The sequence below is a fragment of the Photobacterium sp. NCIMB 13483 genome, assembly GCF_003025475.1.
GTDB classification, from domain to species: Bacteria; Pseudomonadota; Gammaproteobacteria; order Enterobacterales; family Vibrionaceae; genus Photobacterium; species Photobacterium piscicola.
Genome location: NZ_PYLV01000032.1, coordinates 23,758 through 36,184, shown reverse-complemented (window position 1 = coordinate 36,184; position 12,427 = coordinate 23,758). Strand labels below are relative to the sequence as shown.

Here is a 12,427-nt window from a genome sequence, read left to right as displayed (position 1 = left end):
AAATTAGCAGCATCGTGCTTGAATGCGACTGAATAAGTTGTTCGAGCTTTTTTCATTATGTACACCATTTTGATATTAAGAGTATTTTATCCTATTTAGGTGTACAAGTTCATTAAGCCACAACATATCTTCAATTTTTAGAATAAATTAACAAAGCAATGTTTTGATAGAGAATTAGGGTGTCAATATTAAGTTAGAGTTTGTTAGTTTTGATAATTATGATCTTAGGGCAAATGAAGCTGATGCGAAATTTCCTATTCCTTATTTAGACTCAGTATCTTGTTTTTATACTAAACTTTTAGCAAATGCGGATAGAAAATTAATACCTCCCTTTAAAGATATTTTTGACATATTAGCAATGTATAAAGAATGGGGAACTATTCCACTATTAGCGATTGAACTAGCTGAAAGTCACTATGGTAAAAAAGTTATTGTGCCTGATCTAATTATAGCTTTAGAAGACATCATAAAAAATCCTGATGCTTATCTTCAGTCTACTAAAAATGTTAAAATGAAAGCTCCTTGGGATAATGAGATTGTTTTTGAATTACCTCAAAAATTATTAGAAGAGTTAAGGTAAATTTATCTATCCCATTTGTACTATTTTAAGACCCTGTAAATAATTCTGTGTAATTACCTTTTACAGGTGATCTTTTAAACGGTCTTCAAATTCAATAATAAAACGGTTCATCGCTGCTTTCCAATTATGAATTGGCATCGACCATTTTTTTGATGCTGAACGAATTGCCAAATAGATGACTTTTTTAGCCGAGTCATCACTTGGAAATACTTTTCGGTTTTTAATCGCTTTACGAATAACACTATTCAGTGACTCAATAGCGTTCGTTGTATAAATCGCTTTTCTGATATCCTTTGGATATCTGAAAAACGTATTTAAATTTTCCCAATTATTTATCCACGACCTTGATATTTGAGGATATTTTTCATCCCAACGTTCTGAAAAAGTATCTCGCTCCATAAGTGCTATTTCTTCAGTATCTGCCTGATAAATTCGTTTTAAATCTGCGGTCACTGCTTTGTAATCCTTCCAGGATACAAATCGTAGTGAGTTCCTTATCATGTGGACGATACAGAGTTGGATATGTGTTTCTGGATAAACAGTATTGATTGCATCAGGAAAGCCTTTAAGGCCATCTACACAAGCAATTAAGATGTCTTCAACGCCTCGGTTCTTTAATTCAGTTAAGACATTAAGCCAAAACTTAGCACCTTCATTTTCAGCGAACCACAAACCTAATAATTCTTTTTCTCCATCAAGATTAATTGCTAAAGCGAGAAAAACCGCTTTATTAATTACACGGTTATCTTGACGGATTTTAACCACAATACAGTCTAAATAAACAATGGGATAAAGACTGTCTAATGGCCTATTTTGCCATTCATTGACTTCGTCAATGACGGCGTTAGTAACTTTGGATATTAGTGTTGGTGAAATGTCTGCATTATACATTTCTTTAAATGAATCAACGATATCACGTGTTGTCATGCCTCTAGCGTAGAGACTTAGAATCTTGTCATCCATCGATGTAAAACGTGTTTGATTTTTCTTAACCAATTGTGGTTCAAAACTACCTTCACGATCTCTTGGTGTATCGAGTTCAAATTGCCCATCTTCTGTTTTTAAAGTCTTAGTTGATGAACCATTTCGATAGTTTATTGAGGTGTCTTTCTGATTTTTTTCATAACCCAAATGTTCATCAAGTTCTGCATTAAGAGCAGCTTCAACTGTGATTTTAGTGAGCATTTGGCTGAAATCGAGGAGATCTTGATGAGATTTCAAACCTTTTGCAGCTTCCTTTGCAAAGGCTTCAAGTTCTTGCTTGGTCATAATTACCTATCCTTAATATGATTAAGTTAATGATAGGCAATTACACAGATTTTGGGACAGGGTCTATTTTAAAAAGCCGCTAATTAAGCGGCTTTTTTATTAACTAATAAAATAGTAGGGTGTCAGCATTTATATGTATTTTATTGTTAACTTATCGTTTCTATAAATTTATTCTGCTCTCCAATAAACTTACCTGAAAAGGATTTGGGATGGCGAGAAGATAGCTGAAGTAAATAAAATTAATCATATGAATATTTAGTTATCGCCCCTTGTGAGTTTTTTCTCTAAAGACGTTTTATAGTACCAATTTAATACTTTTATTTTGTTGTTTATATGAGCAAATAAAAAACGGCCACCCAAAGGCAGCCGTTAGTTTTATATATATCAACAATCAGTCTTAACGAAGATCATCAGTAACAGCAAGTACTGCTGCTAGGGTGTCGTGACCAAAGCCAATACTACGCTCTGGAGACCAGCCGTATAGGCTATCTGGCTGATTGTTATGATCTTTAAATGGCATTTCAACAGTGTAAGACAAGCAGTTAAATTGCTCGCCCACCCAGTTTGATGCCACTGTTAAGTTAGCTTCGCCTGGTTTATCTTTGCCGTAGCCGTGTTCGTCTTGGAATTCTGGCGTTACTGTTAATAGCGCTTGTTTGAATTTATTTTCAAGGTTTTCAAGGCGCGCATCGTATGATGGAATGCCTTCAGAACCAGCAACGAAGTTAAATGGGATCGCCTCATCGCCGTGAATATCAAGGAACATATCTACGCCAGTTGCTAGCATTTTTTCACGTACATAGAAAACTTCAGGGCTGTTTTCTAATGATGGTGTTTGCCACTCACGGTTAAGGTTCACACCGATTGCATTTAAGCGTAGGTGACCACGTGCGCTGCCATCTGGGTTCATGTTAGGCACAACATAGAATACCGCTTTATTTAATAGGGCACGGCCAACAGTGTCAGTTTCATCTAACAAGCGTTGTACTAAGCCTTCAACAAACCATTCTGCCATGGTTTCACCTGGGTGCTGACGTGCAATAACCCAGATTTTTTTCTTTGGTGCTTCTTCGCTATCTGCGGCGTGTTCATCACCGATCACTAATAGGCTTACATCGCGATTATCAAGCGTATGACCTAATGTTTCTAGGCGGCAGTTGTAATGGCTTTGTGCAAGGTGCAATAGATCTTGATGACGATCGTAGCTGTACGGTGCAAAGTAAGCGAAGTACATTGATTCATTTTCAGGAATAACAGTGAACGTTAAGTTGTCACCATCAAACTCAGAAGGGATACGGAACCACTCTTCACGATCATAAGAGGCCACAACATCATAGCCATTCCAACCTTCAGGGTAGGCTGAGTTAGCTAGATCTAATAACGTAATAGTATGAGGCTGTTGAGCTTCTGATTCTAAACGGAAGTGAAACCACTGATGAAGTTCAGATTGGTTATCGTTAGGAATACTGAGTTGAATGTCGTCTTTGCTCTCTGCTTTAACAACATTGATGCTACCGCTTTCGAAGTTACTGAAAATTTTCATGAGGGTTACTCGTTATCTTTATAAGTATTGAATTAGGCTATCACAAACAACCACAATCGATAATGATTTTTGTTCATCAAAATAAGGTTTCATTGTTAGGTTGAGTGAATAATCATCAATGGCGCTGTGTGGTGTGATACATCGATAAAGATTGTGGTGATAAGTTGATTTTAAAAAATGCATAGATTGTATTAAAACAGCTATTAAAGAACATTGATGTGATTAAGTTGGCTTTTGCAGTGATAACTTATGCACTGGTGGTTGCTAGAGTTCATTTTGTGCTGCTGGTGATTTTGAAAACCATGTGTTATTGATATTAGCTTTAAACATGTGTGTGGTAGCTACACCAAATGAAAACCTTTCACCAACAGATCATTAAGCACATGCGTTTATTTCATGTGCTGCGTATTATTATCGCTTGTATCATTGCTTTTTCTATCGATATTATTTTTAAATTACCCTATGGCACATGGGCGCCAATTACTATTATTGTGGTGATGTCGGCCAAGTATTCAGGTGAAGTGTCAGATAAAGCCAGTCAACGAATACTTGGTACCACTATTGGGGCAATTTTAGGCCTGTCGTTGTATTTTTTTCCTGTCGATAATGTTTATTGGCATTATGGTTCATTGATTGTAATGCTCTGTGTGTCGCTGTACTTTACTTTAGGAAAATATTCTTACAGTGCGATTTTAACTTCGGTGACATTGGTGCTGGTTGCGGGTAGTGGTCCTGGCGATTTACATATTGCATTATGGCGTACGACCAATGTGTTATGGGGTGGATTAGTGGCGATTATTGCGAGTCAATATTTGTTTCCGGCTAAAGCGACCGATCATTTCAAATTAGTGTGTGGTGATTTTTTGCGTGTGTTTCATCAAAACTATTCTGAGCATAATGCACTGGTTAATAGTGATGATGCTTACCGCGAAATACCGTTATCTCAGTTACGCCAAACATTAAATAAGATCACGTCATTAGAATCGAGTATTGGTCATGAAACACCGGCAATGAAACAGCCAGTTAAAAAGGCAATTGCTTGTCAGGTGAGGATGTTCAATTTATTAGAAAATATTATTCAGACACAATGGCGACATCAATACAGCAAAGAAAAAGTACAAGAAATACGGGCTTTATCACAAGCAAAAGAGCAGTTATCGCTGATGTGTAAACAATGTGGTGAAGATTTATTATCACCTCAAAATCCATTAATGGTGATCAATAAAAGTCAGCTTGAGATATTGGCGTTATATCCCAAATTAGCCCCAAGTGCAGATAGCCGAACCGATATTAGTTATTACGGCTATTTGTGGCTTAATCGAGAATTGGCACGTCAGGTTGCTGAGCTTTCCGAATGGTTGTGCCAATTTGAAACGATTAAAAATGATGCACAGTAATGGCTATTTCATCGCTGAATAATAAGCAGCAATATCTGCTATATCTTGTGTGTTGAGGTTTTGTAATTGACCTTTCATCATGGTTGCCATTGGGCCAATACGCATATCATTAGTATAAGCCAGCATTGCATCATACAGGTATTGCGGTTGTTGGCCTGCAAGGTTGGGGTAAGTCGGTTGCGGTGCAATACCATTGCTACCATGGCAGAAACGGCAACTTGGGGTTTTAATTTCCCCTTTGCTGGCATCACCTTTTGGCATTGCGTAAGCGTTAGTGCTCATTGCGCTAATAAGTAATATAGTGGTTGTTAGGGTGCGAAAACCGTTAAATAGGTATGTCATTATAAGCCATTCGTTGTAAACATTATGATTGTTAGTACAAAACGATACCATAACTAATCAATGACTTAATCTGTATTTTAAGGTAAATAGTGTAACAATAAATGTCATAGAAAATTACAATCTATACCTTGGTGTTGATTATAATATTAGCTGTCAGGGTTATTACGTACACGAATAAAGCGTGCAAAACGAGGGATCCCACGGTCGGTATAGCCGTTGTAGCGATATTGAATGGTAGTGCCTATTGCTGGTGGAGACAGGCGCTGTTGGTCGTTAAAACCTGATCCTATTTTAAAGGTGTTATTGGTGGCTGTTTTTACCCACACTGAGCCCATCATGCCTTGATATTTACCATTGCCTTCTTCATAGCCAATAATGATCGCTTCTGCATCATGATGATTTTTGAGTTTTAGTAGATGCTCAGTGCGACCGAAAGTGTAGTTATTGGATTTATGGTGCAGCATTAAGCCTTCACCATCATTACTGCTAATAATATCGAGCCATTGCACTAAGATTGCTAAATTATCGAGTGACTTGTGCTCAACCCATTGTAAATGTTTTAGTGGTTGGTTGTTTTGATCTCGTTGTTGCTCTATTAATGCTTGTAATTGGCGATAACGATCGCTAAATGGCGCGCTGTTATGGGGCAGATCAAACGCCATATAATTGACTTTTTTCCATGCTAAATTATCAGGCTCATTATCAAGTACAATACGCGTTAATGCTTGAAACTGGCCGCGTTCAATCCACAGTTCGCCATCTAATGGTGTGCTCGGAAAGTTGGCATAAAACCATGTTGGTGCATGAATAATATTGCCTGTTTTTGTCAGCAACTGTTGTCCATTCCAATAGGCGCGAATGCCGTCTAATTTTTCGCTTACCAAATAATCAGTAACAGTGAAAATGTCGTGAATTTGATTGTCATCACTATAGTGTGCTGCATTTAATTGATCGCTAGGTAAACTTTTAGCCAGCATCAGTTGTGGTTGCTCTGCTGCAAGAGGAAAACTTAATGATAGGCCAATTAAAGCTGCTATTGGGGTTAAATGCTTATTAAAACATTGAAATTTAGAACTATCATGACAATGTGACAGCGGCTGATATTGTAATAAAGGCATGATATGTATTCCTAGTAAGCACAAGAGGTATAACAGTAAATAAATGCCATTAATGGGTAAATTATAATGATCTATTTTTGGTGATGTTTGTGCTGATGTTAGAGTTACGTAATGTGAATTAAGTTACAGTTACATGATTTATGTGCCAAAGGTGCTAAATAGGAATGTATTATGTGAGTGTTAATTATGGCTAAAATGATAAAAAAAGTAACTTATTAACTGTGTTTATCGACAAGCTAAGGTAAAATTCTGTCACTATCGAACTCTTTATGTGGTCTTTGTTGTAATGCAGTCTTCTTTGTCTCGCTTTTTTATTCGTGTTAATCAGTTCCTTGTTTCTAAAAATATCACTCTTTCTTTTCATTGCTATTTTATTCATGCAATGAGCTTTATGGCGCTAGGTTTATTTTCATCACTATTGATTGGCTCTATTTTAAATACGATTGGGATTAAATTTTCGATCCCACTATTAAGTGATGTCTTGTGGCCAATAGCAAAGCAAATGACAGGGCCTGCTATTGGTGTGGCTATTGCTTATGCATTAAAAGCGCCGCCATTAGTTTTGTTTTCATCAACCATTGCTGGTGCTGCGGGGGCGGCAATGGGGGGACCTGTTGGGGCTTATGTCGCCAGTATTTGCGCTACCGAATGCGGTAAATTGGTCGCAGGTGAAACTAGAGTTGATATTTTAGTGACGCCAGCAGTAACGGTATTAGTTGGCGTTATGGTTGGTAGTTGGATTGGTCCATTAGTGGGAGCGGTGATGACCCAGTTTGGACAATTGATTATGTCTACCACTCAATTACAACCATTATTGATGGGCGCATTAGTCGCGGTATTAATGGGCATGGCATTAACTTTACCTATTAGTAGTGCTGCAATTGCAATCATGTTGAGTTTAAACGGTTTAGCTGCGGGGGCGGCGACAGTAGGTTGTGCTGCACAAATGGTAGGTTTTGCAGTTATGAGTTATCGCGTTAATGGTTGGGCGGGTATTTTTGCTCAAGGACTCGGTACTTCGATGCTACAAATGCCAAATATTGTTAAGAATTATAAAATTTGGATCCCTCCGATTGTGGCTTCTGCAATACTTGGTCCCATTGCGACTGTTGTGTTTCACATGGAAAATACGCCACTTGGCGCTGGAATGGGGACATCAGGATTAGTCGGGCAGATTCAAACAGTAATCGCAATGGAACAGCCAGGAGTGAGTAGTGGTTATATTTACGGATTAATTGTATTAATGCATTTTATTCTACCTGCGTTAATCACTGCTATTGTGGCATATATTATGCGTTGCCAAGGTTGGATTAAAGACAGTGATATGGTATTAAAATTAGGCTAATTGTAGCGGTGAGTCATAACTAATATTCTTGTTCGTGATGTTGTTGATTAACGTTTCGCTAAGGTTGTGATTTGTTGTTCTGCACATCTAAAAAAAGCATCGGCTTGGCGTTGACTAGCGATAAAAGCCAGAGGATTCAGTCCTTTAATATGTAATTTTGTACGGTAACTGTGTGCTTTGAATGCTTCGGTAAATTGTTGTGGGCTGATATTGTTAGCATCATTGGCAATTGTGGTGGTATAGATGACGGTTTGGTCGTCTATACGCTTAAATAAATTGTGATCAACAATATAATTAAGTTTTTGATTTTGTTCGATGTTATCAATTGAGTGTTGGGTTAGTTCACCTCTGGATGGGGCTTGCAGATCGTTAAGGTGGTAAATTTTAACGTCATAGTGATTATTTTTATTGGTCGACATGGTTAACACAATATTATCTTGCAGCCGTTGTTCTTTTACGGTGAGTGTGCAATGTGTCTCGGTTTGGCTATAGGTTGAGTTTTCAAGCAAAGGTATTGAAAATGCCGACACAGCTAAAAAAAAGAGTGGTGTGATCATAAAAAAATACCTTTGGTTATTTTGTGAATTAAAACCGACTAAATTAATCCTAGTTTGGTTGGCTTGTTTTTATTGAATAATCTCACAAGATATTATGGTTGAAACACATTCTTAATATTGAGAATCAACCGATAAATCATCTGAATTTATTAATTATTAACGTGTTTTTCCTAAGACATAACATTATTTGATAGAGAGTTAACAATTTATAATCAGTAAAATGTTAATCTCATCAATAATTAAAAGTATTAGTTGTTCTTAATCCGAAAAATAAAATGGAGAAAGTGATTATGTCTACTACAACAAGCAAAAACCCTTTGTTATTCTCTCTTTTAGCGCTTATTGCTGGTGGTGTTATCGGCTGTGGTGTTGGAATGAAAATAGAAAAAAGCGCAAGTGCTCCGAACTTATTGACTTGTCAGCAGCAAGTACAAGCTCAAACGGAACAAATTAAAAAGAGTGAACAGCAATATCAATTATTGGTAGCAAGTAATGAGAAACAAAGTCATCAATTAGAGCAGACAATAAAAGATCTAACTGTAATGACAGAATTAGTGGATAAGCAAAAAAAGGAGTTTTCAGCTCAGTTAGCATTGCTTACACAGAAAAAACAAAAATTAGTGGCAACCAAACAAAAGTTAGAAGTGACGAAAAAGAAATTAGATACTGAAGTGGTAAAATTACAAACTACCACCACCAAGCAACAAGTGGTGATTGATAAATCTCAGCAGTATTTTAAACGCCAAGCAGAAATGCAGGCTAATGTTAAAGCAACCCAAGCTAATATTACAGAGTTAAAACAAGCGGCAAAAGGCTTTAAAAAAGCCTGTGATGAGTTTAAGTCAGGTAATAGTTGGAATTGGGTTTCACAAAAAGATTGCGATAATTATGATCAGCAATTGGGATTATTAAAAGATAAACAAGCATTATTAGGTGCTCAACAGCAGGCACTAGCTGTTATTAATGCTGAAATTGGTAAGAAATAAATTGAGTTTGGGTAATTGATAATAAAAGTAGCTGCCATGACAGCTACTTTTATTGTTATTCGTGATTATTTATATTGTGATCAATAGGGCGGGCAAGAGAGGTAGGAAAACCCCGCTCTGCGGCTAATTTTTCAGCATACGTAACAACATCGTGTAGGCTTAATTGTTGAGATACTGGAAATTCATTTTCACGGGTTTGCAGTGTCGGTTGTGGAATTAAATCTAAAGCGGCTAGCTGATCAACAATAGCATCAGCAACAGATAATGCAGATGATGCTTTCACTATTTCAGAACGCGCATAACGTTGATGTGAATAAGAAACATCGGCCGCGCGTAATGTTGGATCATTGCCTGGAATTTGTTGCGCGCCAAATAATGGTTTCCCACCGACAGTTGCTTGTTCAAATTTACCGACAAACTGCGCCATATGATTAATTGCGCGCTGAGTGCGTTGTTCAATCTCTGGTTGTGACCAATGTTGCTGCAATTTCTCTTTAAAAGACGCATCTAATTGTGGCTGAGCACTGGTTGCATTTGATGACACTAATCCATTTTTAAATAGTGTAATGTCTTGTGTCATACCATGCAGTTGAAAATAGCCATCAGGGTATGGGGTTAATTGTGCCATACCATTAGGGGTGCCACGCTCACCATGGAAAATGACTTCTGGCCACTGAGCATCACATTGTGACCAGTGAGTAATATAAGCAGCTTTAAATTCAACCATGCGTTGACGTGGAATATGCGCTAAGTCATCAATGGTTCCTGTACGGTAACCGCCAGCATTTACTAAATAATCAACATTAACTTGGTGTTGTTGATTAGTTGAATTTTGATAGTTAACTTGCCAACCTGTGCCTTGTTCTCGTTCAGCTAAAGAGATCACTTTGCTATTAGTATGTACATGGCATTGTGTCAGTTTGTCTAATGCTAAAGTCAAGGTTGCAGCAATTCTAAAGACACTTAAACCATATTCTTGCACCATGACTACGGGGAATTTGAATTGATCTAAATTAATCGATTTAGCGACAGGGATCATCCATTGATCTGGCGTTAGCGGATGTTCAGGATTAGCTTGTAATGCAAGAGACTCTAAGTCATGGCGTTGATACAATTTAAAGTAATCTTTTGGCTCACCAAGAACACGGTTTTTAGAATCCTGCTCGACAAGTGTTTGGTAAGTTTGTTGTAATAACGTTAGGCGGGGTAATAAGTCACTGGGGTTGCCTGCATCATTACAAGGAATCGCAATAACGGTCGGTCTGATATTGGTGGTGTGACGGTAAACGCGTAACGTATCAATAGATTGCTTGAGTAACGTTATGCATTGTTGATCTGATATTTCACGATAAAGATTACCGCCTGCATGCAAGTGGCAAATTGGAGGACCATTAACTAGGCTTTTTCCTTCCTCAAAAAGTTGAACATGAATACCTTGTTCAGCTAATCGAAGTGCAATAGTTGATCCTGCTATACCACCACCAATAATACCCACAGTTGTTGGTAAATTTGAGTGGGGCAAGGATGTTATTTTACTTTTAATTAAATTCATCATACTTGAACACGTAAATCAGCTAAAAACAACAAAAGGATTTATTTAATATAGACATGCACAATAAATCCTTTGAATGGATAAGTTGAACTATTTTACGTTGTAATAAGGTAAAGAGAAATAGCAGTGAATTAAAATCCCATTAAAAGGCTATTTATAGCATTGTTATAGGATTTTTTTTGTTGATGCTATGTTTAATTCTTTATTGGTATGGCAAAATTTTTAATTTTATTGTGTTGGTTTTGTTATTTTATTTAAGTATGTTTACTGTGTTTTATAATGATGGCAGCAATATTAGTTATGTTCTTAAAAAATATTTTTTGTTTGTTTTGAATAAATATAGAAAAACAATATCCTAATAAAGCCTTTATTATCAATCATTTGTGATTTTTATCTGTTTGGGGTATTTATTTATTCTGGATTTTTATTTTTTCTTTTGCTAGATTTAATTTTGTTTTTTGAACTTAAAGATAAAAATATGGTCGTGAATTATATTTTTATGTTGAGACATCGAAAAATAGCAGTAGTAGTGGTAACAAATATAATAAAGGATAAATAATGTCTAAAATTAATCTAGTGGTTTTACCTCTTGCACTTCTTGTTTCAGGTGCAGTAAACGCAGCAACAGAAAACCCATTCTATGCGGGTGCTCGTGCTGGTGGTGTTCATTATTCTGATTTCGATGCGAAAGCAGGTGATCTACACTCAAACCCAAATCAATCTCTTTCAATCGACAAAGATGATTTTGCTGGTGGTATCTTCATGGGTTACAACGTAACACCATGGTTTGCTGTTGAAACTGGTTACACTTGGTTAGGCGAAGTTACTCTTAAGAATGATGACCATCATGACGCTGGTAAAATTGAACAGCAAGTTATCGATCTTGTTGGTAAATTCACTTACCAAGCTACAGATTCTTTAGATGTTTACACTAAAGTCGGTGGAGCATGGCAGTTCTCTCGTTACAAAGATAACAACATTTCAGACCGTGATGACAGCTTAATCGCTACAGCGGGCCTTGGTGCTGAATATCATTTCACAAAAGACCTTTCTGCTCGTGCTGAATACCAGTACTACCACGATATGGAAGTGAAGCCTGCCAATACTAAACTAAATTGGGATGCACACTACTACGGTGTGAGCCTTGTTTACGGTTGGGGTGCAGCAGCAGCTGTTGTTCCTGTCGTTGCTGAAGTTGTTGAAGCATCAACTGTTCAACTTGAGCCAATCTCTGCAGCAATGCCATTTGCATTTGATAGCAACGAGCTATCTGAGCAAGACATGCAGCGTCTTGAACCAATTGCACAGCGTCTTGTGAATTTCCCTGAGTCACAACTTGTAGTTATTGGTCACACTGATAACTCTGGTGCAGAAGCATACAACCAGAAGCTATCTGAAGAGCGTGCACTTACAGTTGCAACGTACTTAACTGAGCATTTCAACATTGACCCTAGCCGTGTATCTGCTGAAGGCCGTGGTGAACTAGATCCAGTAGCATCTAATGATACTTCTGAAGGTCGTGCTCAAAACCGTCGTGTTGATGTAACGACTCCTGGTTTTGAAATTGAACAAGCAGCTGAAGAAGCTATTGCTCAATAATATTGTTATTCAATATTAATCGATAAATAACTGTCGATACTATTACAAAAAAGCGCCTGATGGGCGCTTTTTTTATTCCTTAATCTATTGAAATTTAAATATTTAATAGTAGCTTCTGTCGGTGCTATTCTACTTCAGA

Annotated in this window: 11 protein-coding genes; 5 read left to right on the top strand and 6 right to left on the bottom strand. The window is 37.2% G+C overall.

The features are described from left to right. Positions 1-187 precede the first annotated feature (187 nt). Positions 188-580, top strand: a complete 393-nt coding sequence (locus tag C9I86_RS20415; protein ID WP_369926256.1) for a hypothetical protein — start codon at positions 188-190, stop codon at positions 578-580. Positions 581-640: 60 nt separating this feature from the next. Here C9I86_RS20415 and C9I86_RS18365 read toward each other — a convergent pair whose 3' ends face one another. Both C9I86_RS18365 and C9I86_RS18360 read right to left on the bottom strand, forming a co-directional pair. After that, positions 641-1,849 carry an IS256 family transposase gene (locus C9I86_RS18365; protein WP_107277133.1) on the bottom strand — a complete coding sequence of 403 codons (1,209 nt, stop codon included), beginning with the start codon at positions 1,847-1,849 and terminating at the stop codon, positions 641-643. A 397-nt stretch (positions 1,850-2,246) separates the two neighbouring features. Beyond that, a complete protein-coding gene (locus tag C9I86_RS18360) occupies positions 2,247-3,392 on the bottom strand; it encodes a M14-type cytosolic carboxypeptidase (protein WP_107277132.1) in 1,146 nt (381 codons plus the stop codon). A gap of 350 nt (positions 3,393-3,742) precedes the next feature. On the opposite strand from C9I86_RS18360, the gene C9I86_RS18355 reads away from it, so the two are divergent. Beyond that, on the top strand, positions 3,743-4,789 hold the full coding sequence (locus C9I86_RS18355) for an FUSC family protein (protein ID WP_107277131.1): 1,047 nt from the start codon (positions 3,743-3,745) through the stop codon (positions 4,787-4,789). 3 nt (positions 4,790-4,792) lie between these two features. Here C9I86_RS18355 and C9I86_RS18350 read toward each other — a convergent pair whose 3' ends face one another. Beyond that, positions 4,793-5,131 carry a cytochrome c gene (locus C9I86_RS18350; protein WP_107277130.1) on the bottom strand — a complete coding sequence of 113 codons (339 nt, stop codon included), beginning with the start codon at positions 5,129-5,131 and terminating at the stop codon, positions 4,793-4,795. Between the two features lie 146 nt (positions 5,132-5,277). Next, positions 5,278-6,249, bottom strand: coding sequence for a DNA ligase (locus C9I86_RS18345; RefSeq protein ID WP_199190816.1), 972 nt, complete (start codon positions 6,247-6,249; stop codon positions 5,278-5,280). A gap of 286 nt (positions 6,250-6,535) precedes the next feature. Between C9I86_RS18345 and C9I86_RS18340 the strand changes: the two genes are divergently transcribed. Beyond that, a complete protein-coding gene (locus C9I86_RS18340) occupies positions 6,536-7,594 on the top strand; it encodes a PTS transporter subunit IIC (RefSeq protein WP_107277137.1) in 1,059 nt (352 codons plus the stop codon). 47 nt (positions 7,595-7,641) lie between these two features. On the opposite strand, the gene C9I86_RS18335 is transcribed toward C9I86_RS18340, so the two are convergent. Continuing rightward, positions 7,642-8,151, bottom strand: a complete 510-nt coding sequence (locus tag C9I86_RS18335) for a hypothetical protein (protein WP_080155805.1) — start codon at positions 8,149-8,151, stop codon at positions 7,642-7,644. A gap of 290 nt (positions 8,152-8,441) precedes the next feature. Here C9I86_RS18335 and C9I86_RS18330 point away from each other — a divergent pair, with 290 nt between their 5' ends. Then, positions 8,442-9,137 (top strand): hypothetical protein, encoded by a 696-nt coding sequence (locus C9I86_RS18330; RefSeq protein ID WP_107277129.1) that lies wholly within the window; start codon positions 8,442-8,444, stop codon positions 9,135-9,137. A 55-nt stretch (positions 9,138-9,192) separates the two neighbouring features. Here the strand turns inward: C9I86_RS18330 and C9I86_RS18325 are convergent, their stop codons facing one another. After that, positions 9,193-10,689 carry an NAD(P)-binding protein gene (locus C9I86_RS18325; protein ID WP_107277136.1) on the bottom strand — a complete coding sequence of 499 codons (1,497 nt, stop codon included), beginning with the start codon at positions 10,687-10,689 and terminating at the stop codon, positions 9,193-9,195. A gap of 558 nt (positions 10,690-11,247) precedes the next feature. Between C9I86_RS18325 and C9I86_RS18320 the strand changes: the two genes are divergently transcribed. Continuing rightward, positions 11,248-12,288: an OmpA family protein gene (locus C9I86_RS18320; protein WP_107277128.1), complete on the top strand. Its 1,041-nt coding sequence runs from the start codon at positions 11,248-11,250 to the stop codon at positions 12,286-12,288. The last annotated feature ends 139 nt before the right edge of the window (positions 12,289-12,427 follow it).

Coding starts and splice junctions, on each gene's coding strand:
- C9I86_RS18320 (WP_107277128.1), top strand. CDS start 11,248: ATGTCTAAAATTAATCTAGTGGTTTTACCTCTTGCACTTCTTGTTTCA.
- C9I86_RS18335 (WP_080155805.1), bottom strand. CDS start 8,151: ATGATCACACCACTCTTTTTTTTAGCTGTGTCGGCATTTTCAATACCT.
- C9I86_RS18330 (WP_107277129.1), top strand. CDS start 8,442: ATGTCTACTACAACAAGCAAAAACCCTTTGTTATTCTCTCTTTTAGCG.
- C9I86_RS18360 (WP_107277132.1), bottom strand. CDS start 3,392: ATGAAAATTTTCAGTAACTTCGAAAGCGGTAGCATCAATGTTGTTAAA.
- C9I86_RS18325 (WP_107277136.1), bottom strand. CDS start 10,689: ATGAATTTAATTAAAAGTAAAATAACATCCTTGCCCCACTCAAATTTA.
- C9I86_RS18340 (WP_107277137.1), top strand. CDS start 6,536: ATGCAGTCTTCTTTGTCTCGCTTTTTTATTCGTGTTAATCAGTTCCTT.
- C9I86_RS18365 (WP_107277133.1), bottom strand. CDS start 1,849: ATGACCAAGCAAGAACTTGAAGCCTTTGCAAAGGAAGCTGCAAAAGGT.
- C9I86_RS18355 (WP_107277131.1), top strand. CDS start 3,743: ATGAAAACCTTTCACCAACAGATCATTAAGCACATGCGTTTATTTCAT.
- C9I86_RS18350 (WP_107277130.1), bottom strand. CDS start 5,131: ATGACATACCTATTTAACGGTTTTCGCACCCTAACAACCACTATATTA.
- C9I86_RS18345 (WP_199190816.1), bottom strand. CDS start 6,249: ATGCCTTTATTACAATATCAGCCGCTGTCACATTGTCATGATAGTTCT.